This window comes from Micromonospora sp. NPDC023888 (assembly GCF_040639415.1).
Taxonomy (GTDB): domain Bacteria; phylum Actinomycetota; class Actinomycetes; order Mycobacteriales; family Micromonosporaceae; genus Micromonospora.
In genome coordinates this window covers 17,986-44,008 of the sequence record NZ_JBEZZW010000023.1, presented here as the reverse complement: position 1 = coordinate 44,008, position 26,023 = coordinate 17,986, and the positions used below count along the sequence as shown (strand labels likewise).

The following is a 26,023-nucleotide window of genomic DNA, read 5'->3' as shown; positions in this document are numbered from 1 at the left end:
GGGGCGGCCCCACCTACGACATTCTCCTGCTCGCTGAGCCTAGGCCGCCGGAGGCACCGGCCGCAGCCCGGACGTACGCGAGGGTATTTCGCATTTACCGCCGGACAGTTAGCGTGCACACGTGGCTATCGAAAGCGACAAACTTCGCGAGCGCCTGGACCGGGCGACCGCCCACCTCGACCCGCCCTACGCCGTGGTCGATCTCACCGCCTTCGACGCCAACTCGGCCGCCCTGGCCGATCGCGCCGCCGGCAAACCGGTCCGACTGGCGAGCAAGTCGGTCCGCGCCCGCGAGTTGATCAGCCGAGCCCTCGCCCGACCGGGCTGGCAGGGCGTGATGGCGTTCACCCTGCCCGAGGCGATCTGGCTGGTCCGGGCGGGCGTGAGCGACGACGTGCTGGTCGCCTACCCGAGCGTGGACCGGGCGGCGCTCGCCGAGCTGGCCGCCGACCCGGCGCTCGCCGCCGCGATCACCCTGATGATCGACGGCACCGGTCAACTCGACCTGATCGACGACGTCAGCACCCCCGGGCAACGCGCCGAGCTGCGGCTCTGTCTGGACCTGGACGCCTCCTGGCGACCGGTGCGCGGGGTGCACGTCGGCGTCCGCCGCTCGCCGGTGCACAGCGCCCGGGCGGCCGGCGCGCTCGCCGCCACAGTCGCCGACCGGGCCGGCTTCCGGCTGGTCGGGCTCATGTCGTACGAGGCGCAGATCGCCGGCCTGGGCGACGCGCCGCCGGGGCAGACGCTGCTGGCGGGCGCGATCAGGCTGGCCCAACGCGGGTCGTACCGCGAGTTGCTGGCCCGCCGGGGCGCGGCGGTGGCCGCGGTACGCGAGCACGCCGACCTGGAGTTCGTCAACGGCGGTGGCACCGGCAGCGTGGCCGCGACAAGCGCCGATCCCGCGGTCACCGAGGTCACCGCGGGATCGGGCCTGTACGGGCCGACGCTGTTCGACGCGTACCGCGCCTGGCGCCCCACCCCGGCGGCGTTCTTCGCCTGCGCGGTGGTCCGCCGGCCGACGCCGGAGCTGGCCACGGTGCTCGGCGGCGGCTGGATCGCCTCCGGCCCGGCGGCCGACAGCCGACTGCCCCGGCCGTGGCTGCCGGCGGGGCTCAAGCTTGTCGGTACCGAGGGTGCCGGTGAGGTGCAGACTCCGCTGTCCGGCGCGGCGGCGGCCACCCTGCGGGTCGGCGACCGGGTGTGGTTCCGGCACGCCAAGGCGGGTGAGCTGTGTGAACGGGTCAACGAGCTGCACCTGGTCGAGGGGGACGCGGTCGTGGCGACCGTCCCCACCTACCGGGGTGAGGGGCAGGCTTTCCTCTGAGGCCCGCGCCCCGCGCCGGCTCAGGCCGGCTGGGCCGCCTCGGCCTGCCCGAGGGCGGACCGGTCGCTGTCCGGGCCGTCGACCTGGCGGTGCAGGTACTCCCGGATCAGTGCCTTCGCCTCCAACAGCACCCGCTCGTCACCGTCGGACTTCCGCCGGAACGCGAGCTTGATCAGCGCGTCCGCCGCCTCGACCGCGATCTCCAGGACGAACCGGAGCTTCGGTACGTCGGTGAGCCCGAAACGCTCGGTGAGCACCTGGGCCAACTGGTCGGCGATCACGCCGTTGTTGTCCCGCTGCTCGTCGAGCAGGTGCAGGTCGACCACATCGCCGAAGTGCAGGGTGCGGAAGCCGGGGACGGTGCGGTGCATCGTGATGTACTCGTCGATCCCCGCGTCGACGCCATCCCACCAGTGGGTCATCTTGTCGGAGGCGAACCGCTCGTCGAGGCGCTGGAGGTAGGACTCCATCGTCCGCAGGGTCAACGCCTGCACGATCGCCCGCTTGTCCGGGAAGAACTGGTAGACCGACCCGATCGCCACTTCGGCGCGCTCGGCGAGCAGGGTCGTGGTGAGCCCCTCGTACCCCACCTCGTCGACGAGCTCGGCGCAGGCATCCAACATGCGCTGAACCCGCGCAACACTTCGACCCTGCACCGGAACGCGGCGCAGCGGCCCGGTCGTGGCGGCTGGTGTGGACACTCGGCGCCACCCCCCTTCGACGGATGAACATATCTCCACGTCACGAGTCCGTGACTACCGGTACAACGAGCGGATCGCAATTGCGGTATTTACCAGGCACAACGTTCCTGATATGAAGTCAGTTCATATTCATGAATGAGGAGCGCGCATGGTCGTCACCGCACCGCTCGCCGCTGGATGGTCCAACTGGGCCGGCAACCAGCGTGGCAGCGCCACCGCGATCCTGCGCCCCGGCTCGCCGACAGATGTCGTAGAAGCCGTCCGATCGGCCGCAGCCGACGGTGCTCGGATCCGCGTCACCGGCAGCGGCCACTCGTTCACCGCCGTCGCGCTCGCCGACGACCGCCGGATGGAGCTGTCCGAGCTGGACACCATGGTCAGTGTCGACGTCGCGCACCGGCTGGTCACCGTGCCGGCGGGAATGACCCTGCACGCACTCAACGGTCTGCTCGCCCGGCACGGCCTCGCGCTGCCCAACCTCGGCGACATCGACGCGCAGACGGTGGCCGGAGCGATCTCCACGGGCACCCACGGTACCGGAGCCGGCTACGGGTGCCTGTCCACCTTCGTCGAGGCGGTCACCCTGGTCACCGGCACCGGCGAGCTGCTGCGCTGCACCGCAGACGAGCATCCCGACGTGCTCGCCGCCGCCCGGGTGTCCCTCGGCGCGCTCGGCGTCCTGGTCGAGGTGACCCTGCGCTGCGTGGACGCCTTCGTGCTGCACGCCCACGAACGTCCGGCCGAGCTGGCCGACGTGCTCGGCGACCTGCCCGAGTTGATCGGCTCGCACGACCACGTCGAGTTCTACTGGTTCCCCTACACCTCGCGAGTGCAGGTCAAGACCAACGACCGGGTACCTGCCAACGACCGGCCGCTGCCCCGCTGGCGCGGCTGGCTGGACGACGACTTCCTGTCCAACAGGGTGTTCGCCGGCGCCTGCCGGCTCGGCCGGGCCGTGCCCGCGCTGGCACCCGGCATCAGCGCGGTCTCCGCCCGCGCCCTCACCGAACGCCAGTACACGGGCCGCTCCGACCGGGTCTTCTGCACCCCGCGCCGGGTCCGCTTCGTGGAGATGGAGTACGGCCTGCCCCGCGAGGCACTACCCGAGGCGCTCGCCGCGCTCCAGCGGATCGTGGACGGGCTGCCGTTCAAGGTGCTCTTCCCGGTGGAGGTGCGATTCACCGCCGCCGACGACATCTGGCTCTCGCACGGCTACGGGCGGGACAACGCCTACATCGCCGTGCACCAGTACGTCGGGATGCCGTACGAGCCGTACTTCCGGGCCTTCGAGAAGGTGGCCGCCGGTTTGGGTGGCCGCCCACACTGGGGCAAGCTGCACTACCGCGACGCCGACTCGCTGGCCACGGCCTACCCCCGCTTCACCGACTTCCAGGCCGTCCGCAACCGCCTAGACCCCGACCGGGTCTTCACCAACCCGCACCTGACCCACGTCCTCGGCGCCTGACGGACACTCCAGAGATCTTGGAAGGAAAGTGCCCCTGGAGGGGCGGTTTCCTTCCAAGATCTTTATCCGTTCCATCCAGCCGCCCTCAGCGCCGCCAGGATCTGGCGGAGAACCTCGTCCGGGTTGGCGCGGATCACCCAGGCGGGAAACCGGAGTACGCGGTCACCGTCGACCCAGAGCCCGTTCTGACGGCGCATGTCCGCCCACCAGGCGCGTGGATCGAGGTGCTGCCCGCCGTCGATCTCGATGTGCACCCGCCACTGCTCGAAGTAGGCGTCCAGGTAACGGCGTCGCCCGGCCGAGTCACAGCGGATCTTCTGGCGCGTCGGTTCGGGCAGCCGTGCGCGACGGATCAGCCTCAGGAAGGCCAGCTCCGGCAACGACTGAGACCCACCCGCCGCGTCCGTCGCCGTGCCCAGAATCAGTTGGCGACGGCGGACCCGGGGCAGCCGGTCGACGATCCGGTGCAGGTCGTCGGCGGCCACGAGCCGTTGTTGAAATGCGGCGGCGACGATCGCCCGCGCCTCCTGGTCAGCGCCGGCCCACTGGGCTGCGTCCACGATCGAACGGGCCGGCATGGTCCTGCGGGGTTGCCCGACGGCCAGCACATCCTGGTCGGTAAGCGTGGCTGTCCGGTGCGCCAGCACGCCCGGCGGCAGTGATCCGCGTCGGCAGGCGGCGGGAAGTAGCACGTGAACCGGTCGACCCGGGAACCCCCGAAGCCCTCCAGCCTGTGCGGCGGTCAGACCACCGAGGACCGCCTGCGGTCCTGCGGCGAGGACGGCCACCCATCGGAGTTGGCCGGCGCTGACCGGTCCGTTGTGCGCGACCAGCACGGCTCGGTGGACCTGTCGCCACCTGCCAGTCGCCACCCGGTGGCGGATCGCCTTGGGCGACAGGTGCCGCCTCGCCTGGGCGAGGCTCAACACGTCCTCCTGATGGAAGAGCAGCCAGCTCAGCTCGTCCGCGTCGTCATGCGGCAGCCGCCGAGCCCAAGCAGCCAACGAAGCTCCGGTCCGCAAACTCACAACGAAAGTGTTGGCGACCAAGCCACCCGTCGTCAGCCCCTGTGGACAATGGCGAGATCTTGGAAGGAAACCGCCCCTGGAGGGGCACTTTCCTTCCAAGATCTCGTCCGGTTGGGTTACTCCGTGTTGGTGGCGGCCTTGCGGGGCGCGGCCTTCTTGGCCGGGGCCTTCTTGGCGGTCGTCGCCTTGGCCGTGGTGGCCTTCTTCGCCGCCGTGGACTTGCTCGCGGCGGCCGTCTTCTTCGCCGCCGTGGCCTTCTTCGCGGGGGCCTTCTTCGCCGCCGCCTTCTTCCGCGGCGCCGGGCCCTTCGCCCGCTTCTCAGCCAGCATCTCGGACGCTTCCTCGATGGTCAGCGCCTCCGGAGTCTGCCCGCGCCGCAACGACGCGTTGAACTCCCCATCGGTGACGTACGGACCGAACCGACCGTCCTTGATCACCATCGGCTTCTCGGTGGCCGGGTCGACGCCCATCTCCCGCAACGGCGGCGCGGCAGCCCGCCGGCCACGGGCCTTCGGGGCGGCCAGCAGCGCCAACGCCTCGTCCAGGCCGACGGTGAACATCTGCTCTTCGGACTCCAGCGAGCGGAACTCCTCGCCCCGCTTGACGTACGGGCCGTAGCGGCCGTTGTTGGCGAAGACCTCGACCCCGTCCGGCGCGACACCGATCAGCCGGGGCAGGCTGAGCAGCTTGAGCGCCTCCTCCAGGGTGAGTGAGTCCGGGGTCTGCGTCCGCAGCAGCGACGACTTCCGCTCCCCGCTGGACACGTACGGGCCGAACCGGCCGGACTTGAGCACGATCGGCTCGCCGGTGGCCGGGTCGTCGCCGAGCTTGCGCTCGCCGCTGCCGCCGAGGAACAGCTCGTGCACCTTCTCCGGGGTCAGCTCGTCCGGGGCCAGGCCCTCCGGGATCGGCGCCCGGTCACCGCCCGGGGTGCCGCCCTCCTCGCCCTCACCCGAGGCCGCCGGTGCCGGCTGCTCGCCGCCGGGCAACTCCCGTTGCAGGTACGGCCCGTACCGGCCGACCCGGACGACGACCTCGCGGCCCTCGTCGTCGGTGAAGAGCGGGATCGAGTTGACGCTGCGGGCGTCGATGTCGCTGAGGTTTTCGGTGACCAGCTTCTTCAGCCCGCCGGAACGGGCGATGTCCTGGTCGCCGGCACCGTTGGAGCTGCCGAAGTAGAACGCGGTGAGGAAGTCGACAGCGGCGTGGTCACCACCGGCGATCTCGTCCAGCTCGTTCTCCATGGTGGCGGTGAAGTCGTAGTCGATCAGGCGCGGGTAGTGCCGCTCCAGCAGCCCGATCACCGCGAACGCCAGGAAGGTCGGGATCATCGCCTGGCCGCGCTTGGTGACGTACCCCCGGTCCTGGATCGTCTGCATGATCGACGCGTAGGTGGACGGCCGGCCGATGCCCAGCTCTTCCAGGGCCTTGACAAGCGACGCTTCGGTGTAGCGCGACGGCGGCTGGGTGTGGTGGCCCTGCGCGGCCAGCTCGTCGGCGGTCAGCGGCTGGTCCTTGACCAGGGTCGGCAGCCGGCGCTCGGCGTCCTCCGCCTCGGCGTTCTCGTCGTCGCTCGACTCCACGTACGCCCGCAGGAAGCCCGGGTCCGTGATCGTCTTACCGGTCGCGCCGAAGTCGGCCTCCTCCTGCGAGGTGGAGACCGCGCGGATGCGCACCGAGACGCTGGAGCCGACCGCGTCGGTCATCTGCGAGGCGATGGTCCGCCGCCAGATCAGCTCGTAGAGCTTGAACTCCTCGGCGGACAGCTCCTTGGCCACCTCGCCCGGGGTGCGGAAGTTGTCCCCCGCCGGGCGGATCGCCTCGTGCGCCTCCTGCGCGTTCTTCACCTTGCCGGTGTAGCGGCGGGGCTCCGGCGGCACGCTGCGCTCGCCGTACAACTCGACGATCTGCCGGCGGGCCGCCGAGATGGCGGTCTCCGACAGGTTGACCGAGTCGGTACGCATATAGGTGATGTAGCCGTTCTCGTAGAGCCGCTGCGCGGTGCGCATCGTCTGCTGCGAGGACAGGCGCAGCTTGCGGGCCGCCTCCTGCTGGAGGGTCGAGGTGATGAACGGCGCGTACGGGCGACGACGGTAGGGCTTCTCCTCGACCCGGGTGACGGTGAACGGCCGCCCGTCGAGTCGGGCCGCGAGACCCCGGGCACCGCTCTCGTCCAGGTGGACGACCCCGGCGCCGGGCTTCACCCGGCCGGTGGTCGGCTCGAAGTCCTTACCGGTGGCGATCCGGTCGCCGTTCAGGGCGATCAGGGTGGCGTTGAACGCGCGCGGGCCCTCGCCGGCGTTCGTCACGGCGAGGGTGGCCAGGATGTCCCAGTATTCGGCGGTGCGGAAGGCCATCCGCTGCCGCTCCCGCTCGACCACGATGCGGGTCGCCACGGACTGCACCCGGCCGGCCGAGAGCCTCGGCATGACCTTCTTCCACAGCACCGGGGAGACCTCGTAGCCGTAGAGCCGGTCGAGGATCCGCCGCGCCTCCTGGGCGTCGACCAGGTCGCGGTCGATCTCCCGGGGGTTGGCCACGGCCGCCTGGATCGCCGGCTTGGTGATCTCGTGGAAGACCATCCGCCGGACCGGGACCTTGGGCTTGAGCGTCTCGACCAGGTGCCAGGCGATCGCCTCGCCCTCGCGGTCCTCATCCGTCGCCAGGAAGATCTCGTCGACCTCCTTGGCCAGCTTCACCAGCTTGCTGATCTGCTGCTTGCGGTCGGCGGAGACGACGTAGAGCGCGTGGAAGCCGTTGTCCACGTCCACCCCGAGCCGGGCCCAGGGCTCCTTCTTGTATTTGGCCGGCACGTCGGCGGCGTTGCGGGGCAGGTCGCGGACGTGACCGAAGCTGGCCTCCACGACGTATCCCGGGCCGAGGTAGCCCGAGATCGTCTTGGCCTTCGCCGGTGACTCGACGATGACCAGACGGGTGGTTCCAGCGTTGCTCGGCACGTCTCTCCCCGACCTCACTCCTGCTCGTGGCCTGCCAGCGCTCGGACAGCGACCGCCTTCGACCCCGCCGTCGCACCGGCGGTCCGGATGTCCAACGTAACGCGCCGCCCGCGTTTCGGGTTTCGCGGGCGGCAAACCGCCACCGCGCGACGGTCAACTCTCGCCCCGCCGCGCTCGGCACTGCCGGACGGCGCCACCGTACACCGTGGGTAGGGCTCGAAGAGGGTCACTGTGACGATGGCGGGCCTACGGCCGAGCGTCGACCCGCCCGTTTTCTGCCTGGATGGGCCTGTCGGCTGTCTGGCACCGGACACCGGTCGTCGCCCCCGAGAGCACCGACAACCTGGGCGGAATGACCGGTTCAGGGTTGAATCGGCCACGCGGCGGCGGGCGCCGCCGGCGGTGGGCGGCCGACCAGTTCGGCGAGCCGGTCCAACCGTCGCCGCCCGGTGATCCGGTACGCCGGGCCGCCCGCACCCGGGCTGAGCAGGGTGCCAGCGAGCCCGGCCGCGGCGAGCGCGACCCCGATCGGCTCCCAGCACTCCCCGTCGTCCGCGCCGAGCCGCAACAGGAAGCCACCGGGTGGCTCCGGCGTCCCGGCCGCGGCGAGCCACAGCCGCAGCCGCCGGCCGGTCAGGTGGAAGGTGGCCGGCGGGCGTTTCGCCGTACCGTGCAGCCAGGCGGCCGCGAGCGGCTTCAGGACCCGGGTGTACGACGTGCGCACGGCGTGTCGCTCCCCCTCGGTGGGCTCCCAGCTCGCCGCCAGCCCACGCGACGCCAGTTCGGCGACGAGCACGTGCACCCGCCACGCGGCGTCCACCTGCACCGAGAGCCGGGCGGTGCCGCCCATGCGGACCACCTCGCCCGGCCCGGCGAGCAGCCCGGCCAGGTCGGCGACCGTCGGTTCGGCCGCCTCCGCGCCGAAGAAGACGAGTTGCCGCCCCGCCTCGTCACCCTGAACCGAGCCGTTGCGGGGTGGAGCGTTCTGGGTCTGGCCGCCGCGCCGCCGCGCGGGTGCGGGCGCGTCCGACTCGGGCGCGGGAAACAGCGCCGGGGGTGGCTCTGCCTTCCCGGTGTCACCGAGCCTGCTCAGTGACACTCCGGCACCTCGTCGAAGGCTTGTTTCAGCTCCTCGGAGTTGAGTTTGCTGGTGTCCAGCGCGCTGGCGTCGTACTCCGTGTTGAGGGTCGCGACAGCGGCCCGCACGCCGTCGTAGAAGGCGGTCGGCTCGCCGGTGCCCAACCCGTCGATGGTGTCCCGGGCACGGCCGTACGCGTCCCGCATCTTCCCCAGCGAGCTGCGGAAACCGGCGGAGATGGCCTCACCGTTGTCGGTCTCCGGGACGCCCGCCCGCTCCACCTTGCGGCGCGCGGCCTCACTTGCCTGCTCCGCCCCACCGAAGAGCCGCACCAGGTTCTCCTTGGCCTGCGCCGGCGTGGTCTGCGCGGTCATCTGCTCGTCGGTACTGCTGGTCAGCTTGCTGATCTCGGAGCGCCACGGGGTGAGCGCGCCGCACACCGACGCCGCCCAGGCCCGTGGGCTGGGGCCGCCGCCGCAGCCGGCGAGGACGACGACGATCGTGGCCAGGACCACCGTGAGCTTTCCGGCGGCAGACGCCCGGCACGTACGCATGCGTTGCAGCGTACGGCCTTTGGGCAGGTGTGGCACCGGGCCGGACGGCCGGGGTCCCCGGTCGACGCGAATGTCGACCGGGGACCCCGTGCCGGTGCCGGGTCAGGCGTTGACCGTCTCCGGCCGGTGGTCGGTGCTGCCCGCGCCGGCGCTGCCGTCGGCGTCGGAGCTGTCCATCGCGATGCCCTTGCGCTTGCTGAAGATCACAGACGCCACGATGATCAACGTCGCGACCAGCGCGATACCGACCCGCAGGCCGACGTTGCGGTCGTCGCCGACGCTGTACGCCACCACGGCCGGCGCGATCAGCAGCGAGACCAGGTTCATCACCTTGATCAGCGGGTTGATCGCCGGGCCGGCGGTGTCCTTGAACGGGTCGCCGACGGTGTCGCCGATGACCGTCGCGGCGTGCGACTCGGAGCCCTTGCCTCCGTACGCGCCGTCCTCGACCAGCTTCTTGGCGTTGTCCCACGCCCCACCGGAGTTGGCCAGGAAGACAGCCATCAGAGTGCCCGTCCCGATCGCGCCGGCCAGGTACGCGGCGAGCGCGCCGGGCCCGAGGCCGAAGCCGACCGCGATCGGCGCCAGGATGGCCAGCAGGCCGGGGGTCATCAGCTCGCGCTGCGCGTCCCGGGTGCAGATGTCGACGACCTTGCCGTACTCCGGACGCTGGGTGCCGTCCATGATGCCGGGCAGCTCACGGAACTGCCGGCGAACCTCCATGACGACAGCGCCGGCCGAGCGGGACACCGCGTTGATGGCCAGCCCGGAGAAGAGGAAGACCACCGCCGCGCCGATGATCAGGCCGACCAGGTTGCGCGGGTTGGCGACGTTGAGCGAGTTGAGGATCTCCGAGCCGACGTCGCCCACGCCCGCGTCCGCGTACGCGACCTTCAGCGAGTCGGTGTACGACCCGAACAGCGCGGTCGCGGCGAGCACCGCCGTGGCGATCGCGATGCCCTTGGTGATCGCCTTGGTGGTGTTGCCGACCGCGTCCAGCTCGGTGAGCGTGCGAGCGCCGTGCTCGTCGATGTCACCTGACATCTCGGCGATGCCCTGGGCGTTGTCGGAGATCGGCCCGAAGGTGTCCATCGCGACGATCACGCCGACCGTGGTGAGCAGGCCGGTGCCGGCCAGCGCCACAGCGAACAGCGACAGCGTGATGGAGCTGCCGCCGAGCAGGAACGCGCCGAAGACGCCGGCGCCGATGAGCAGCGCCGAGTAGACCGCCGACTCCAGGCCGATGCTGATGCCGGCCAGGATGACGGTGGCCGCACCGGTCTGCGAACTCTTGCCGATGTCCTGCACCGGACGCCTGTTGGTCTCGGTGAAGTAGCCGGTCAGCGCCTGGATCGCGGCGGCCAGCACGATGCCGATCACCACCGCGCCGATGGCCACCAACCGCGGGTTGCCGCCGGCGTCGGTGAGGCCGGCGTCGAACTCGCCGAAGGTCGCCGGCAGGTAGGCGTAGGCGGCGATCGCCACCAGCACCGCGGAGAGCACCGCCGAGATGTAGAAGGCCCGGTTGATCGCGGTCAGGGCGTTGCGGTCGGAGGCGCGCAGCCGGGTGATGAAGACGCCGACGATCGCGACCAGGACGCCGATGGTGGAGATGATCAGCGGGAAGACCAGGCCCTCCTCGCCGAACGCGGCGCGGCCCAGGATCAGCGCGGCGACAAGCGTCACCGCGTACGACTCGAACAGGTCGGCGGCCATGCCGGCGCAGTCACCGACGTTGTCGCCCACGTTGTCGGCGATGGTGGCGGCGTTACGCGGGTCGTCCTCGGGGATGCCCTGCTCGACCTTGCCGACCAGGTCGGCGCCGACGTCGGCGGCCTTGGTGAAGATGCCACCGCCGACCCGCATGAACATCGCGAGGAGCGCGGCGCCGAAGCCGAAGCCCTCCAGCACGGTCGGCGCGTCGCCCCGGTAGACCAGGACGACGAGCGCGGCACCGAAGAGGCCGAGGCCGACGGTGAGGAAGCCGACCACCCCACCGGTCCGGAAGGCGATCTTCATGGCCGCCTCGCGGCCACCCGCCCGCTCCCTCGCGGCGGCGGCGACGCGCAGGTTGGCGCGCGTGGCCAACCACATGCCCGCGCCGCCGATGAACGCGCTGAACAGGGCGCCCACCACGAAGAAGAGCGAGCGGCCGAACTTCACCGCGACCTCGCTGCCGTCGGTGTCGTGCACCGGCAGCAGGAAGAGCAGCACCACGGCAATGACGACGAAGATCGCCAGGGTACGGAACTGGCGGAGCAGGTAGGCCGAGGCGCCCTCCTGGACCGCCCCCGAGATCTCCTGCATGTTTGTGGTGCCCTTACCGGCGGCCAGCACCGTCCTGGTGAGGGCGGCGGCGAAGGCGAGCGCCACCAGCGCGATCACCGCGGCGATGACGACGTAGGTGACGTTGCTTCCGGTAAGGGAAAGCCCGCCGCCGTCGGCGGCCAAGGTCTCGGACATCTGTGTCCTCCTGTTACCGAACACTTGCGCCGGTGAGTGGAGACGCACCGACCGACGCCTGGATGCGGATTTCGCAAGCGAGCGCCAACCCCAGCGGACCAGCGATGACCACCCATACCCGCTGGCTGCGGGATGGATCACTTGCTGACAACCCGGGTACTGTAGCCCTCCGCAGTGTCGGAGGTCACACGCAGGTGCCACCGTGTCGCGATGATCTTCGTCGCTGTGTTATGAATCCGAATCTGATATAGGGCGTGGTCCATGAAACAGAAGGGCCACACCCCCACCGGGATGCGGCCCACGAAACAGTTCTGGTCAGCGGCCGACCGGCCACACCATCCGCACCTCGGTGCCGATGCCCTCGTCGACCGGACGCACCTGCAGGTCCTCGACGAAACCGGCGAGCAGCGCGAACCCGACGCCGGTGGTCAGCGCCTCATCGGTGAGCGACTCGTTGGCCAACTCGTCCGGAGGCAGCGCCGTCAGGCCGATCCCAGCCTCGATCGGCGCCCGGTCCACCACCCGCACCGCGTACGAACCACCGTCGGACATCTCCACGAGCACCGGGTCGGCCAGGCCGTACTGCCGGTGCAGGGCCACCGCGCGGGTGCACGCCTCACCGATGGCCAGGCGCACCTCGTCCAGCAGGTCCTCCCGGACCCCGGCCCGCCGTGCGACGGCGACGCCGACCAGCCGGGCGGTGCGCACGTGCACCGGGGCGGGGGAGAACGAAAGCTTGACGGTCGCCATCACGCGCCGGCGCCCGCCGGGTCGGCGCTGATCGCCGCATCGACCGTCGGGTGCAACGGGAACACCTGGTCCAGTGCGGTGATCCGGAAGATCTTGAGCAGGGGCTCCTTGTCACAGACCAGCGCGAACGAACCGCCGGCCGAGCGGAGCCGCTTGAGCGCGCCGACAAGCACGCCCAACCCGGTGGAGTCGAGGAAGTCCACCCGGTCGAGGTCGACGACCACGTGCCGGGCGCCACCGTCGATCAACTCGAGGAGTCGTTCGCGGAGCCGGGGCGCGGTGTAGACGTCCACCTCACCACCGACCTCGAGCACCGTGTGCTCGCCCTCGGTGCGGGTCGCCAGCGACAGCTCCATCGGTCCTCCTCGCCAGAGCCGTAAACTCTCGTGGGCATCTAACCACTACCGCCGGTGCGGCCTGCGGACGCCAGCGGAGGCTTCCCCTTACCCCCCGGCCCGACTTTTCATCTCCGAACACCAGTGCGAGAGTGCAGGGCGTGACCACCAACGACTTCAGCTCGGCGCATCGCACGCCGCGCCCTGACCTGGAGTCGTCGCCCTCGGCCACCGTATCCGCTGGTCCCGGCCCCGGGCCAGCGCCGACCGAGCTGCTGCGCCGGCTCCGAGCCCGGGGCGCCGGCGACCCGGTCACCCACGTCGAGCGGGTGCCGGCCCGCGCCGGAGTGCCCGCGCAATGGCCGTCGTGGGCGCCGGAGGAGCTACGCGCGGCGTTCACCAGACGCGGCGTGACCGCACCCTGGCAGCACCAGGCCGAGGCGGCCAACCTGGCGTACGAGGGTCAGCACGTGGTCGTCGCCACCGGCACCGCGTCCGGCAAGTCACTTGCGTACCAGCTCCCGGCGCTGGCCACACTGCTCGCCGACCCCCGGGCCACGGTGCTCTACCTCGCGCCGACCAAGGCGCTCGCCGCCGACCAGTTGCGGGCCGTCGCCGCGCTGGAGTTGGAAGGGGTACGCCCCGCCTGCTACGACGGTGACACTCCGCGCGCCGAACGGGAGTGGATCCGCCGGCACTCCCGGTTCGTGCTGACCAACCCCGACATGCTGCACCACGGCATCCTGCCCGGTCATGCCCAGTGGTCCGGTTTCCTGCGCCGACTCGCGTACGTGGTGATCGACGAGTGCCACACCTACCGGGGGGTGTTCGGCTCGCACGTGGCGCACGTGCTCCGTCGGCTGCGCCGGCAGTGCGCCCGGTTCGGGGCCACCCCGGTCTTCGTCCTCGCCTCGGCGACCTCCGGCGACCCCGCGACCGCGGCCGGACGGCTGACCGGTCTGCCGGTGACGGCGGTCACCGAGGACGCGTCGCCGCGCGGCGGGGTGACCTTCGCGCTCTGGGAGCCGCCGCTGCTGCCCCGCGACACCGGCTCCTCTGCCCCGGTGCCCCCGCAGGCGACAGGTGAGCACGACGACCTCCACCAGGTCCGCCGGTCGGCGCTGCGCGAGACCGCGGACCTGCTCGCCGACACGGTCGCCGAGGGGGTACGCACCCTCGCGTTCGTCCGCTCCCGCAAGGGGGCCGAGGTCGTGGCGGCCAACGCACGCCGGTCGCTCGACGACGCGGTGCCGGGGCTCGGCGACCGGGTGGCCGCCTACCGGGGCGGCTACCTGCGTGAGGAGCGGCGCGAGCTGGAGCGGGCGCTGCTGCACGGCGACCTGCTCGGCCTGGCCTCCACCAACGCGCTTGAGCTGGGCGTGGACCTGGTCGGGCTGGACGCGGTGCTGATCTGCGGCTACCCCGGCACCCGGGCGTCACTGTGGCAGCAGGCGGGCCGCGCCGGGCGTTCCGGGCAGGAAGCCCTCGCCGTGCTGGTGGCCCGGGACGACCCACTCGACACCTACCTGGTGCACCACCCGGAGGCGATCTTCGGCGCCCCGGTGGAGGCGACGGTGCTCGACCCGGCCAACCCGTACGTGCTGGCGCCGCAGCTCGCCTGCGCCGCGGTCGAGGCGCCGCTCACCCCCGCCGACCTGGTGCTGTTCGGCGACGGGGCGAAGGAGGCCGTCGACCAACTGGTAGCCGCCGGGGCGCTGCGGCAGCGGCCCACCGGCTGGTACTGGCGGCACCGGGAGCGGCCCGAGGTGGACCTGCGCGGGGAGGGCGGCGCTCCGCTCTGCGTGGTGGAGTCGTCGACCGGCCGGCTGCTCGGCACTGTCGACGGCGGCTCCTCGCACTTCCTGCTCCACCCCGGGGCGGTCTACCTGCACCAGGGTGTCTCGTACGTGGTCGACGACCTCGACCTCGCCGACGGCTGCGCGCTTGTGCACGCCGAGGAGCCGGACTGGTCCACCCACGCCCGCGACGTCACCGACCTGTCGGTGGTGTCGGTGCGTTCCTACGTGGACGCCGGGCCGGTCGGCATGTTCCTCGGCGAGGTGGACGTGACAAGTCAGGTCGTGTCGTACCAGCGGCGTCGGATCGCCACCGGCGAGGTGATCGACACCAGGCCGCTCGACCTGCCCACCCGGGAGCTGCGCACGGTGGCGGTCTGGTTCACCCTGTCGCCGCAGTCGTTGGCTTCCGCAGGTGTCCAGCCAGCCGACGTGCCCGGTGCGCTGCACGCCGCCGAACACGCCGCGATCGGCCTGCTGCCGCTGATGGCGACCTGCGACCGGTGGGACATCGGCGGGCTCTCCACCGCCGTGCACCCGGACACCGAGGCGCCGACCGTCTTCGTCTACGACGGGCACCCGGGTGGCGCGGGGTTCGCCGAGCGGGCGTACGGCACGGCGTCGGCGTGGCTGCGGGCCACCCGGGACGCGATCGCCGAGTGCGGTTGCGAGACCGGTTGCCCGTCCTGCGTGCAGTCGCCGAAGTGTGGCAACGGCAACAACCCGCTCTCCAAGCCGGACGCGATCCGGGTGCTCGACGTGGTGTTGGCGAACCTGCCCGACTGAGCGCTTGCATGAATCGGCATGGCACTGGGCACAATGTGTGGGAGCGCTTCCATCGATGCCTTTGTTGCTGATCGCCCCCCGTTGCCCGAGGAGGAGCCGTGGCCGACACCATCGCCGAGACCGTCGACCTGCTCTATACCATCGACCAGGATCAACTCACCCTCGACCAGCAGATCGCGCTCGGGTCCGCGCTGGCCAACCTGGCTCAGGCCGAACGACTGGAGTTGATCAACGAACGGCTGCGCGTGATCCACCAGGTCCTCAACACCTGGGCGCTACGCGCCGCGACCACCACCGACGTGCGCTGATCCACCCTTTCACCAGCACGGGCAACGCGATGCTCGGGTAGTCGTCCGGCCGCCCCCGACGGCCACCCAGCGTCTTGCGATCGTCGATGGCGGGGAGCACGACGGTTGTCAAGCTGTGCGAGACTCCGGCGGACCAACCCCCTGAGGAGTTCAGATGCAGTACGACAATTTGCAGAGCCAGCACCAGTTCCACGTCCGCCAGCGCCTGCGCATGATGGTCAACCAGTACGAGGTCCGCTCGGTCTCTCCGGACGGCACCGAGGGTGAGCTGATCGCGTTCGCGCAGCAGAAGCGGCTCGCCTTCAAGGAGCAGGTGACGATCTACACGGACGACTCGAAGCAGCAGCCCCTGCTCGGCTTCAAGGCCCGCCAGCGCATCGACCTCGGCGCCACGTACGACGTCACCGACGCCGCCGGTAACGCGATCGGCTTGTTCCGCAAGGACTTCGCCCAGTCACTGCTCCGGTCCACGTGGCACGTCGAGCAGGCCGGCCTGCCGCAGGTGACGGGCCAGGAGCGCAGCCTGCCGGTGGCACTGCTGCGCCGGTTCGTCGACTCGCTGTCTTGGCTGCCGTACCACTTCGACTTCACCGCGGGCGGCCAGCCGGTCTTCACCGTGGTCAAGAAGTGGGGCCTGCGCGACAAGTACATCGTCGAGGTGCAGCACCCGCAGATCGACCGCCGCCTGGTCATCGCCATGGCCGTCGCCCTCGACGCGCTCCAGGCTCGCTGACACCCCCTGCCCAGCCGCTGTTCGGCCGCTGACCGGGACAAGGCCCTCCGCCCTGCCCCGGCCAGCAGGCCGTCGGCGGACACCGCGACGTGCGCCGGCTCATCGAGCGGCCGGCCCCGCGGGCTCGCCCACCACGGGCTCAGCCACCGCCCAGCCACAATGTCTCTCAACCGCGCACTGGCCCAGCGCGGGCCGTCGAGGTGGCGACCCGGGTCAGCCCGGGAAGTGGCGTGAACACCACCTCGACGGTCACCAGCACGTCCAGCCCGTCGAGGCGACAGCCGACCGTCCGACCGGCGTTGCGGCTGGCGACGTCGGTCGCGAACGCGCAGGCCGTAGCCTCGCCGTCGAGCGGGTGGGCGGCTCCCGCCAGCGCGCCGAGATCGGCTGCCACCGCCGCCCGCTGAACCGCTAGCTGAGCTGCGGCGATGGCGGCACCGAACGTGCCGACCAGCAGGAAGACCAGCCCGGTCGCCAGCACCAGGACGGTCGCGCCACCACGCTGCGCGTCCGGTGGGCCGCCATCGGGTCGCGCGGAGTCCGGACCGTGAGTCCGTCGCACTGTCAGCTCCTTCCGGCAGCGCCGGGTTCCACGGCTGCGACCACGGTGGCGACCACGGTGATCCGCGGGAGCCGGCCGCCCAGCGCCCGGACTGGCGCGCGTACCGTCGCCCGCACCAGGTCGCCGTCGACTGACACCGACACCGCCGCGCCCGGCGGTGCGGCACGCGCGCCTTCCGCGCTGCCGTCCGCGCCGCGGGCGGTAGCCAGCGCCGCTTCCCGGGCGGCGTGCAGGCAGCCGGCCTGGGCGCTTACCGCATTGACGGCGGTGAGGCCGGCCAGCAGGAGTAGGAGTAGCGCCGGCAGGCCAGCCGCCAGTTCGGCGGTGAACGACCCTCGGTCCCCGTCGGCGACCCGCTCGACAGCGCGGGTGCTCCGCCCGCCGAGCGCTCGCTCGGGATTGTCCGGCCGCCGATCGCGGCCAACCTGCCGGCGCCCGGTCACTTCAACGCCCGGTCGATGACGGCCGTCAAGGCCGACTGGACGTTGCCGGAGGTCAGCACCTTCAACAGGATCCCCGCGAAGGCGACCGCGGCGAGCGTGCCGACGGCGTACTCGGCCGTGTTCATTCCGGCGTCGCCGCGCAGGCGGGCGATGAGTTTGCGCATGGCTGTTTCCCTTCTCGATGGGTCAGAGCACGTCGCCGAGAACGGCGACGATCACCGGCACCAGGCCAGCGAGAATGAACGCCGGTAGGAAGCAGAGCCCCAGCGGCAGAACGATGAGCACGCCCGCCCGACGGGCTGACGCCTCGGCGGCGGTCGCTCGGTCGGCACGCAGGTCGTCGGCGAGCCGGGTCAGTGCGCCGGCCAGGGCCGCGCCGCTCTTGGAAGAGCGCAGCGCCGCTGCGGTCAACCGCTCCGCACCGGGCACGCCGTCCAACGCAGACCACGCCTCCGCAGGGCCGCCGCCGAGCAGCAGCGTGCGACCGGCCCGGGCCAGCCGCGCGGAGAGCGGTCCGTCCAGGGCCTCGGCGACGGCCAGTACCGAGCGATCCACCGGAGCGCCCGCCCGCATCGCGGCGGCCAGCAGGTCGACGGCGAGCGGCAGGTCGACGGCCTCCTGAAGCCGCCGCCTCCGCACACCGGGTGACTCGATCCGCCGCAGCAGGACATCCAGCAGGAACGCGGTCGGAACCGCACCGAGCAGCCCCAGCCAGCCCTCGACGACAACGGCGACGGCGAGCCCGCCCAGCGCCGCGGCGAGGCGGATCGCGTCCGGCCGCCACCCACCGGTCGGGCTGCGGCGGATCGCCGGACTTCGCGACATCATCCGGCCCGCCCTGGCGTCGCGCCCAGTCGTTCCGTCCAGAGGAGGCCCGTGACCTGCAGGGCGACCGCGACGACCGCACAGACGCCGCCGACGCTGCTGTGCAGCAGCACCGCCACCGGGTCGACGCCAATCGCGTACCCGAGCCCGATCCCACCCGCCGGCAACGCGGCCAACAACCAGGCCGTGGCCCGGGCACCGGCCGCCTGGGCCGCCGCGGCCGCCAGACCCCGGTCGGTCGCCCGAGCGTCGGCCTCGATCCGCTCGACGAGTTCCGCCAGCGGTGCGCCGGTGCGATCGGCCAGTCGCACCGCCGCTGCCGTCAGCTCACGCAGCCGGTCCGATCCGTCCCACCCATCGGTGGCGGCGTCGATCGCGTGCTGCACGGGCAGGCCGGCCCGGAGGTCCGCCGCGAGGCCACACAGTTGGTCCAGGCCGCGTCGCCGCCTTCGCTCGGCACCCCGGTTCACTCGCCAGCGCACCACCGCCCGTCCGGCCAGCGCCGCGTACCCGCCCACCGCGACCGCTGCGACCGGGCCGCCGACCACCGCACCGACGCCACCAGCCAGCAGCCCGACCAGCGGCAGCACCCGCCTCGACGACCGTGGAACCCCTTGCCGCGCAGCCACACCCGGGGCATCTGCCGACTCGACGGACCGGTCGGCTCGGCGGACGGCAGCCCAGCGCGCCTCGGCCGTTGCCGCGCCGGACGTGTCGCCCGGCCTGTCCGCCACGTCGCCGGACCCACCGGTCGTCACCGCGCCCAGAGCGTCGTCCCGACCGTCCAGGTCGCCGCCGCCGATCGTCATCGCGGCCACGGATGTGCCGCCCGATCGTTCGACGCCCGGGATCCTGGCCTCGTGTCCGGAAGCGCCGGCTGGACGTCGGGGATCCCGACGGGTCGGCGGGCGTGTCGGGCCCGCGGGACCGGCGCACCCCACCGACCCGCCCGTCGACCCAGGTCGACCCGCGCTGCCGGTGACGTCCCGGCTGGGCCAGCCGAGCGCGGTCGGCCTCCCGCTCCCACCCGCGGTGCTCCTCGGCCGGCGCGGAATGCCGACCGGGCCACCAGGGGTCGGCAGGCCGATGTGCCCGTCGACCGGCCCGTCCGGCGTGCGGCCGAGTTCCCGGATCCACTCCACGAGTGCGTCGTTGGGATCAGCGCCGCCGCTCCCCCGTCCCGCAGTCAGCACCCGACGTCGGCGGGCGCGGATGCTCCGCACGGGCCACGCCACCAGGGCCGCAGCGACCAGCAGCAGCGCCGCCGCCAGCAGCGTCGCGCCGGTCATGCCGGGCCTGCCGATCCGGGCCACGGCTCGCTGAGGATCGGTGGCACCGCCACCCCGCGCTCCCGCAGCAGCGCCCCGAGTGCGCGGGCGGCCAACCCGAGCCCGCTGTCGCGTACCCAGGCGGGCACCACTGTCACCAACCGTTCCGGCCCGTCGGGCAGGAGCAGGCAGACCGACTCCAGGACACGTCCCCGGTCGCCGCGCCGCACCTGGAACAGCACCTGCAACGCGGCGGCCACCTGGGCGTGCAGTGCGGCGCGCGGCAGCCCACCCAGCATGCCCAGCGCCTCCAGCCGGGCCGGCACGTCGGACGGGGAGTTGGCGTGCAAGGTGCCAGCGCCCCCGTCGTGGCCGGTGTTGAGCGCCGCGAGCAGATCGACCACCTCACCGCCCCGGCACTCCCCGACCACCAGGCGGTCCGGACGCATCCGCAACGCCTGCCGAACCAGGTCGCCGAGGCTGACCAGGCCCGATCCCTCCACGTTGGCGGTGCGCGCCTGAAGACCGACAACGTGCGGGTGCCCCGGACGCAGCTCGGCGGCGTCTTCCACCAGCACGATCCGCTCGGTGGCTGGCACCATCCCCAACAGCGTGTTGAGCAGCGTCGTCTTGCCCGATCCCGTTCCCCCGGTGACCAGGTACGCCAGGCGGGCAGCCACGACGGCGGCCAGCAGCGGTGCCACCGGTCGCGGCACGGTCCCGTGGCGGACCAGCTCGTCCAGAGTGAACGGTCGGTGCCGGAAGGTCCGCAGGGACAGGTAGGGGCCCTCGGTCGCCACCGGCGGCAGCACTGCGTGCAGTCGGGTGCCGTCGCGCAGCCGGGCGTCCGCGTACGGGGAGCCGTCGTCGAGCCGCCGTCCGGCACTGGCGACCAGTCGCTGCGCCAGCCGTCGCACGTCCTCGATCGAGCCGAACGGGACCGCGACCTGCTGCAACCCCGAACCACGGTCGACCCAGACCCGGGTCCCGTTGACCAGGACGTCGGTGACCTCCGGGTCGGCGAGCAGTGGGGCCAGCGGCCCGGCACCCACCAGGTCGTCGCGCACCCGGTCGGCTATCCGCAGCACGGCGTTGTCGCCGAGCACCGCAGCGGTTGGCTCGGCCCGTACGGCCGAGACGATCGACGCCGCAGTGACCGGGGTGGTGGCGGCGGCGATCCGCTGCCGCACCCGGGCGGCGAGGGTGCCGTCCTGCGACCGGCCGGTCATGCCGCACCCGCCGCCGGCACACCGGTCAGGTCGGTGACGATCCGCTGGCACAGTGCGGCAAGCGGGCCTTTCCCGGCGGCGGCCGGCGCCTCGCCTCGTTCCAGCCCACGGCACAACCCCGGCTCGGGCCGCAGCGTGCCAGCCAGCGGCAGGCCAAGGGCTCGGGCGACCTCGGTGGCGCGCAACCGGCCCGGAGCGGGCCCGCGCACCACCACCGAGAGCGCGGCGCAGTGCGGGGCGGCCGCGGCCACCACGCGAGCGGCCGCGGCGGTGGCACGTAACTCGGCGGGGACGACGACGAACGCCTGGTCCGCCGCCTGCAACGCCACCACTGCGGCGTCGTCCAACTGTCGGGGCACATCGGCGACCACGAAGTCTCGACCACGCCGGGCGGCGTCGACTGTCGCCGCCATCGCCGCCGCTGGCAGCGCCAGCATCTCGCCGCGGTCCCAGGAGAGCACCACCAGATCACCCCGGTTGGGTAAGGCCCGCACCAACGCCGGGGCGTCCACTCGCCCGTCGGCGCTGCTGAGTGACGGCCAGCGCAGCCCCTCCAACTGCTCCCAACCCAGCACGAGGTCGAGGCCACCTCCGAGCGGGTCCGCGTCGACCAGCAGCGTGCGCAGCCGGGCCCGTGCGGCGGTGACGGCCAGGCCGCCAGCGAGCACGCTCGCTCCGGCACCGCCCCGGCCACCGAGCACCGCGACGATCCGTGCGCCGACGCCGTCCGGGCGGTCCGGACCCTGTTCGGCGAACCGATCCACCAGCCATGGCTCGGCGGTGGGCAGCATGGCGACGTGCTCGGCGCCGATCAGCTCGGCGATCTGCCAGCCGGCGTCGAGCTGACCGGCTCGGCCGACAAGCACCAGCCGGGACCGCTGCGGCAGCCGGGCACGCAGACACGACTGCGCCTGGTCGGCACCGAGCAGCACCAGCGGAGCGGGCTGCCAGCGAGTGCGCGCCGCGGCCGGGTCGCGGGCGAGGTCCACCTCGGTCCCGCCGGCGGCGGCGAGCCGGAGCAGATCGTCGAGCAGATCGTCGTCGCCGGTGACGACCAGCGGAAGCCGGCGGATCGGTGGAACCGAGGTACGGGATGGCATCGCGGCCTCCAGCGGTCGGGCTGTGGTATGCCGCCGACCCTGCTCGGAAACCGCGCGGCAGGCCGCCCCGACCGCGCCACCTGTGGACAACCTCGTGGGCTGTGGACAACGCCCGCCAAGACAATTGATCTGCTACGCGCGCGGCCTGTCCGGGACCCGGGAGCCGCGCGGAGACGCAACAGGGCCGCTCCTTGCGGGAGCGGCCCTCGCTGTCGCCGGGTCAGCCGAGCTGGTTGGTCCAGAGGAGCCGACCACGCCCTCTTTCCGCTGAGGGGTCGATGATCGACTCGACATCCCGAACGTCGGGGTGTCCATACGTCACCGATGCCGCGACATCAACGATGTCGAGTTAATCAAGCCCCGCGGGACGGCATCAGATCCGGCGACGAGGTTCGTTCCCAGGATCGTCGCTGTAGGGAAGCGCGACGCCCAAGGCTCGCCAGAGCTGGTAGAGCACCCGCCCGAGCCGTTCGCTGTCGTCGGGCGGCAACAACGCGACAGGCATACCGGCAGCCTGGTGCTCGCCAATGTTGTAAAGCAGGTCCGCGAGCGACGTCGCCGTCGGTCGGTCAAGGCGAAGGACAATCTCCACTTCGTCAGACATGCTCCGAACCCTACGGCTCACGCAAGATCCGGCGTACGGTCTATTTCTCGGGACGCCACACCGTGCCTGGTCAGCCTTCCTGCTCGCGTTGGGCGGCCTCAAGGGCTGCTACGGCGGCTTTGGACGCCGACCCAGCCGATGTCGAGGTCTACGCTTCGGCGGCATCGGCACGACACAGTCATATGTTCAGCGGGCCGCCGTTACGAAGGGCGTCATCCTTGATTGCGATGAGATTCGCGGACACATACGGGATGTTGTGCGCCTGGTGCCACTCGCTTGGAAAATACGTGACCAAGCGCGACGTCTGAAAACGACATTTGATTTCAGGCACGAACCGAGAATAGTTGGCGTCCGTGAAGTACCAGAACGAGTTTTCGTTGTAAAAGGCAACATGCGTCGGGTCCTGGTAGGCGCCTCGGCCGTCGGTGCTGGGCGTCAGCGACAACAGCATCCCGTTCGGTGCGAGCAGTCGGTACAGCTCATTGAACAGCGCGATCTTGTCCGGAACATGTTCCAGGAAGTCGGCGGCCCGAATGACTCCGACGCTGCTGTCCGGGAGATCAACTCCCTTGGTTATATCGCAGACGATGTCAACGCCCGGCCTGTCATGACAGTCCAGGCCGAGATAGCCTTCGGGCTTGTTGTGGGCGGCACCCAGATCCAGCGCCAAGAGCCCCTGCCGCCGTGACCACGCCAGCGCATTCTGTTGAATGTTCCGGTCGTAGATCTCCACCGTACGCTGCTGGATTCGGGCGTTGACGTCCGGGATGCGCTGCGTGTTCTTGGCATGCATGCGCTGCAAGTAAAGGCATTTCTGAACGTGATGGAACTCGCTCACCTGGTACATCCGAGCCATCAGGTCAGCGTCGTCCGCTACGTCGAGCGACTCGTCGTATCCGCCGACCTTTTCATAGATATCTCGGCGGAAGGCCCGCACGTGGTTCGGTGCGTACCAGATGTAGCTCACATTGTGTGGCGTTGGCGACAACGCACGGCAGACCAACACCTCGCGGCCGTCCACTTTATCGTCGTAGTGCCGCCAGCCGAACGCACTCGCGAAACGGTCTTCACAGCGGCCGCCGTCCTCCTGGATCTGTGCGGTGTCGCTGTAGACGAACCCCACCTCCGGGTTGGCGTCGAAGGCGTCGACGATCTGTTGCAGACAGTCGCTGCTGAGTAGATCGTCGTCGTCAAGCTCGACCAGTATGTCGCCGGCAGCTTCGGCGCAGGCGTACCCCTTCACAGCGCCAACGCCGTCCAGGTTGTCCTGGACAATGAGCCGGATCCGGTCGTCCTGCCTCTCCGGCCGCCAACGAGACCCTTGGTTGAGAATGACCACCCATTCCCAATCGGTGAAAGTTTGCGCGACCAGCGAGCGGAAGCATTCGTCGATGAAACGGGTACGATTGCTTCCTGTAAAGACCGTCACGCGCGGTGTGTGCATTGAGCCAGTCACCTACCCGCCGGAGCTGATGATCGAGCGGTCGGAGCCGGGCGGTACTTCGCCGGAACGGCTGAGGTAAGCCCCTTGTCCAGCCGGATCGCGGCCTTGAAGGCGTCCCGCGCCGCCGAGTCGTCACCGGTTTGGGACAGCAGCATGCCCAGTCGGAGGTAGGCGGTTGACGACTTGTTGTCGATCGACACGACCTTGCGGTAGATGTCCATCGACGTCGTCGGAGCCTTAGCTTCCAGCGCAATCGCCTTGTTGAAAAGGGCCGGCTTGTAGTTGCCGTCGGCCGCCAGCGCCTTGTCGTAGCTGTTAATTGCCTCGTCTGGCTGGTTGCGCGACTGAGCGATGAAGCCCAGGTTGAACCAGGCGAACTTGTTGTCGGCCTCGGCCGCCAGCACCTTCTCAAAGGTGGTCTTAGCCGCGTCGAGGTTACCGGCTTGACCCTGCTCGACGCCGAGCTTCAGCAGATCCGCCGGAGCGGTTCCGGCGTTGGTGTCGCCGTTCGCCTTGTCGCCAGAGTTGCTCGTCTGCGGCTTCTCAGCAGGTTTCTCGCTGCATCCTGCGACCCCGGTCAGCAGGACCGCCCCACAGGCGAGTGACCCAAATATCTGACGCGTGCTCATTTCTCCTCCTTGACAGTAACGGAGCTGCCCGACTCGCTGTTCGATCGACTGGCATCGCTACTGTTGGTCGACGCCCGGTCCGACGTGTTGGCTGCAGGCGCAAACGCCACCGGTGTACCGAGCGAGATGCAGGAAACCCAGATGTCAGCACCTCCGCCGGTAAAGGTGAACTGGTAGCCGCTTGTCGAAAGTGGCTGGATCAGCACCGGGTTCACGCCCGCACCTGAGAGCTGGTATCCGGTTCCGACGGCAATGTCGCCCGGCTCACAGCCGAAGTTGACGGGGGTATCCGCAATCACGGTCAGCGGACCCTGAATGTAGGCGGACTGAATTCCGTTGCCCGCCACTCCCTGCGCACCCTGGGCGCCGGTGGCACCCTGCGGACCCGGTACGCCCTGCAAGCCCTGAGCACCCTGGAAACCTTGAGCGCCCTGGATCCCCTGGGCACCTGCCTCGCCCTGAGCACCTTGAGCGCCTGCCTCGCCCTGGGCCCCCTGAAAGCCCTGGGCACCTTGGAAACCCTGCGCGCCTAGGTCGCCTTGAGCGCCAGTGTCGCCCTGAGGTCCTTCTGCGCCCTGAAAGCCCTGGGCACCTTGAAAGCCCTGGGCACCAGCGTCGCCCTGCGAACCCTGGAGACCCTGAGCACCCTGAGTTCCCTGCGCGCCAGCGTCACCCTGAGCACCTTGAGCACCTTGAGCGCCCTGAACGCCCGCCTCCCCTTGAGCCCCGGTGGCGCCCTGAGTGCCAGTCACGCCCTGCGCACCCTGAGCACCTTGAACGCCAGCGTCGCCCTGAGCACCCTGAGCGCCGACGTCGCCCTGCGCACCCTGCAAACCTTGAGCGCCCTGAGCCCCCGCCTCGCCTTGAGCCCCGGTGGCGCCCTGAGCGCCCTGGAAACCTTGAGCACCCTGAGCGCCGACCTCGCCCTGCGCACCCTGCAAACCTTGAGCGCCCTGAGCCCCCGCCTCGCCTTGAGCCCCGGTGGCGCCCTGAGCGCCCTGGAAACCTTGAGCACCCTGAGCGCCGACCTCGCCCTGCGCACCCTGCAAACCTTGAGCGCCCTGAACGCCCGCCTCGCCTTGAGCCCCGGTGGCGCCCTGAGCGCCTTGAAAGCCTTGAGCGCCCTGAGCGCCTTGAGGCCCCACATCGCCCTGCGCACCCTGAACACCGGTGCCGCCTTGCGCACCCTGAGCGCCCACCTCGCCCTGCGCACCTTGAAAACCTTGAGCGCCCTGAACACCGGCGTCACCCTGAGCACCTTGAGCGCCCTGAACCCCCGCCTCGCCCTGAGCGCCTACCTCACCCTGAGCACCCTGGAAGCCCTGAGCACCCTGACCGCCGACGTCGCCCTGCGCACCCTGAGCACCTTGGGCACCCTGAACGCCAGCGTCGCCCTGAGCGCCGACGTCGCCCTGCGCACCCTGGAAACCTTGAGCGCCCTGAGCACCTTGGGCACCCTGAACGCCCGCCTCGCCCTGAGCCCCGGTGGCGCCCTGAGCACCCTGAACGCCGGTGCCGCCTTGCGCACCCTGAGCGCCCACCTCGCCCTGCGCACCCTGGAAACCTTGAGCGCCCTGAGCACCTTGGGCACCCTGAACGCCCGCCTCGCCCTGAGCCCCGGTGGCGCCCTGAGCACCC

At 71.0% G+C, this 26,023-nt stretch carries 25 protein-coding genes; 6 read left to right on the top strand and 19 right to left on the bottom strand.

All coding sequences use genetic code 11. The annotated features are described in order from the left end of the window. Positions 1-121 precede the first annotated feature (121 nt). Positions 122-1,327, top strand: coding sequence for an amino acid deaminase/aldolase (locus AB0F61_RS20835; RefSeq protein ID WP_357812040.1), 1,206 nt, complete (start codon positions 122-124; stop codon positions 1,325-1,327). Positions 1,328-1,347: 20 nt separating this feature from the next. Here AB0F61_RS20835 and AB0F61_RS20830 read toward each other — a convergent pair whose 3' ends face one another. Continuing rightward, on the bottom strand, positions 1,348-1,950 hold the full coding sequence (locus AB0F61_RS20830; protein WP_357812038.1) for a TetR/AcrR family transcriptional regulator: 603 nt from the start codon (positions 1,948-1,950) through the stop codon (positions 1,348-1,350). A gap of 226 nt (positions 1,951-2,176) precedes the next feature. Here AB0F61_RS20830 and AB0F61_RS20825 point away from each other — a divergent pair, with 226 nt between their 5' ends. Beyond that, positions 2,177-3,493 (top strand): D-arabinono-1,4-lactone oxidase, encoded by a 1,317-nt coding sequence (locus tag AB0F61_RS20825; protein WP_357812036.1) that lies wholly within the window; start codon positions 2,177-2,179, stop codon positions 3,491-3,493. 62 nt (positions 3,494-3,555) lie between these two features. On the opposite strand, the gene AB0F61_RS20820 is transcribed toward AB0F61_RS20825, so the two are convergent. From AB0F61_RS20820 to AB0F61_RS20790, 7 genes are all read right to left on the bottom strand, one after another. Beyond that, entirely contained in the window at positions 3,556-4,497 is a 942-nt protein-coding gene (locus tag AB0F61_RS20820; RefSeq protein ID WP_357812034.1) for a DUF559 domain-containing protein, read from the bottom strand. Between the two features lie 140 nt (positions 4,498-4,637). After that, the gene (gene topA, locus AB0F61_RS20815) at positions 4,638-7,478 is read right to left on the bottom strand and encodes a type I DNA topoisomerase (protein ID WP_357812032.1); all 2,841 of its coding nucleotides are present in this window, start codon (positions 7,476-7,478) and stop codon (positions 4,638-4,640) included. A 361-nt stretch (positions 7,479-7,839) separates the two neighbouring features. Further along, on the bottom strand, positions 7,840-8,577 hold the full coding sequence (locus AB0F61_RS20810) for a hypothetical protein (RefSeq protein WP_357812030.1): 738 nt from the start codon (positions 8,575-8,577) through the stop codon (positions 7,840-7,842). Next, positions 8,568-9,110 (bottom strand): hypothetical protein, encoded by a 543-nt coding sequence (locus AB0F61_RS20805; RefSeq protein ID WP_357812028.1) that lies wholly within the window; start codon positions 9,108-9,110, stop codon positions 8,568-8,570. The genes AB0F61_RS20810 and AB0F61_RS20805 overlap by 10 nt, the downstream gene beginning before the upstream one ends. A gap of 102 nt (positions 9,111-9,212) precedes the next feature. Further along, on the bottom strand, positions 9,213-11,573 hold the full coding sequence (locus AB0F61_RS20800; RefSeq protein ID WP_357812026.1) for a sodium-translocating pyrophosphatase: 2,361 nt from the start codon (positions 11,571-11,573) through the stop codon (positions 9,213-9,215). 315 nt (positions 11,574-11,888) lie between these two features. Then, positions 11,889-12,326 carry an ATP-binding protein gene (locus tag AB0F61_RS20795; protein WP_030334228.1) on the bottom strand — a complete coding sequence of 146 codons (438 nt, stop codon included), beginning with the start codon at positions 12,324-12,326 and terminating at the stop codon, positions 11,889-11,891. Continuing rightward, positions 12,323-12,679 carry an STAS domain-containing protein gene (locus AB0F61_RS20790; protein ID WP_357404550.1) on the bottom strand — a complete coding sequence of 119 codons (357 nt, stop codon included), beginning with the start codon at positions 12,677-12,679 and terminating at the stop codon, positions 12,323-12,325. The genes AB0F61_RS20795 and AB0F61_RS20790 overlap by 4 nt, the downstream gene beginning before the upstream one ends. Positions 12,680-12,819: 140 nt before the next feature. On the opposite strand from AB0F61_RS20790, the gene AB0F61_RS20785 reads away from it, so the two are divergent. The 3 genes from AB0F61_RS20785 (at position 12,820) to AB0F61_RS20775 (ending at position 16,281) form a co-directional block, all read left to right on the top strand. After that, the gene (locus AB0F61_RS20785) at positions 12,820-15,240 is read left to right on the top strand and encodes a DEAD/DEAH box helicase (protein WP_357812024.1); all 2,421 of its coding nucleotides are present in this window, start codon (positions 12,820-12,822) and stop codon (positions 15,238-15,240) included. 98 nt (positions 15,241-15,338) lie between these two features. Next, positions 15,339-15,548 carry a hypothetical protein gene (locus AB0F61_RS20780; RefSeq protein ID WP_357812022.1) on the top strand — a complete coding sequence of 70 codons (210 nt, stop codon included), beginning with the start codon at positions 15,339-15,341 and terminating at the stop codon, positions 15,546-15,548. Between the two features lie 154 nt (positions 15,549-15,702). Next, entirely contained in the window at positions 15,703-16,281 is a 579-nt protein-coding gene (locus tag AB0F61_RS20775; protein WP_357812020.1) for a hypothetical protein, read from the top strand. 166 nt (positions 16,282-16,447) lie between these two features. Here the strand turns inward: AB0F61_RS20775 and AB0F61_RS20770 are convergent, their stop codons facing one another. From AB0F61_RS20770 to AB0F61_RS20720, 11 genes are all read right to left on the bottom strand, one after another. Continuing rightward, positions 16,448-16,843 (bottom strand): Rv3654c family TadE-like protein, encoded by a 396-nt coding sequence (locus AB0F61_RS20770; RefSeq protein WP_357812018.1) that lies wholly within the window; start codon positions 16,841-16,843, stop codon positions 16,448-16,450. A 2-nt stretch (positions 16,844-16,845) separates the two neighbouring features. After that, the gene (locus AB0F61_RS20765; RefSeq protein ID WP_357812168.1) at positions 16,846-17,160 is read right to left on the bottom strand and encodes a TadE family type IV pilus minor pilin; all 315 of its coding nucleotides are present in this window, start codon (positions 17,158-17,160) and stop codon (positions 16,846-16,848) included. 122 nt (positions 17,161-17,282) lie between these two features. Further along, entirely contained in the window at positions 17,283-17,450 is a 168-nt protein-coding gene (locus tag AB0F61_RS20760; protein ID WP_081883916.1) for a DUF4244 domain-containing protein, read from the bottom strand. A 22-nt stretch (positions 17,451-17,472) separates the two neighbouring features. Next, the gene (locus AB0F61_RS20755; RefSeq protein WP_357812016.1) at positions 17,473-18,114 is read right to left on the bottom strand and encodes a type II secretion system F family protein; all 642 of its coding nucleotides are present in this window, start codon (positions 18,112-18,114) and stop codon (positions 17,473-17,475) included. Beyond that, on the bottom strand, positions 18,111-19,400 hold the full coding sequence (locus AB0F61_RS20750) for a hypothetical protein (protein WP_357812014.1): 1,290 nt from the start codon (positions 19,398-19,400) through the stop codon (positions 18,111-18,113). Before AB0F61_RS20750 ends, AB0F61_RS20755 begins: the two co-directional genes overlap by 4 nt. Then, complete coding sequence (locus AB0F61_RS20745; protein ID WP_357812012.1) at positions 19,397-20,608, bottom strand: TadA family conjugal transfer-associated ATPase; 1,212 nt, start codon at positions 20,606-20,608, stop codon at positions 19,397-19,399. The genes AB0F61_RS20750 and AB0F61_RS20745 overlap by 4 nt, the downstream gene beginning before the upstream one ends. Next, complete coding sequence (gene ssd, locus AB0F61_RS20740; protein ID WP_357812010.1) at positions 20,605-21,708, bottom strand: septum site-determining protein Ssd; 1,104 nt, start codon at positions 21,706-21,708, stop codon at positions 20,605-20,607. The genes AB0F61_RS20745 and ssd overlap by 4 nt, the downstream gene beginning before the upstream one ends. Positions 21,709-22,081: 373 nt before the next feature. Continuing rightward, entirely contained in the window at positions 22,082-22,312 is a 231-nt protein-coding gene (locus AB0F61_RS20735; protein ID WP_357812008.1) for a hypothetical protein, read from the bottom strand. Positions 22,313-22,490: 178 nt separating this feature from the next. Next, a complete protein-coding gene (locus AB0F61_RS20730; protein WP_357812006.1) occupies positions 22,491-23,756 on the bottom strand; it encodes a glycosyltransferase in 1,266 nt (421 codons plus the stop codon). A gap of 8 nt (positions 23,757-23,764) precedes the next feature. Then, positions 23,765-24,385 (bottom strand): tetratricopeptide repeat protein, encoded by a 621-nt coding sequence (locus AB0F61_RS20725; protein WP_357812004.1) that lies wholly within the window; start codon positions 24,383-24,385, stop codon positions 23,765-23,767. Continuing rightward, positions 24,382-24,732 carry a hypothetical protein gene (locus tag AB0F61_RS20720; protein WP_357812002.1) on the bottom strand — a complete coding sequence of 117 codons (351 nt, stop codon included), beginning with the start codon at positions 24,730-24,732 and terminating at the stop codon, positions 24,382-24,384. Before AB0F61_RS20720 ends, AB0F61_RS20725 begins: the two co-directional genes overlap by 4 nt. A gap of 192 nt (positions 24,733-24,924) precedes the next feature. Between AB0F61_RS20720 and AB0F61_RS20715 the strand changes: the two genes are divergently transcribed. Continuing rightward, on the top strand, positions 24,925-26,023 hold a 1,099-nt coding region (locus AB0F61_RS20715), incomplete at its 3' end, for a hypothetical protein (RefSeq protein ID WP_357812000.1).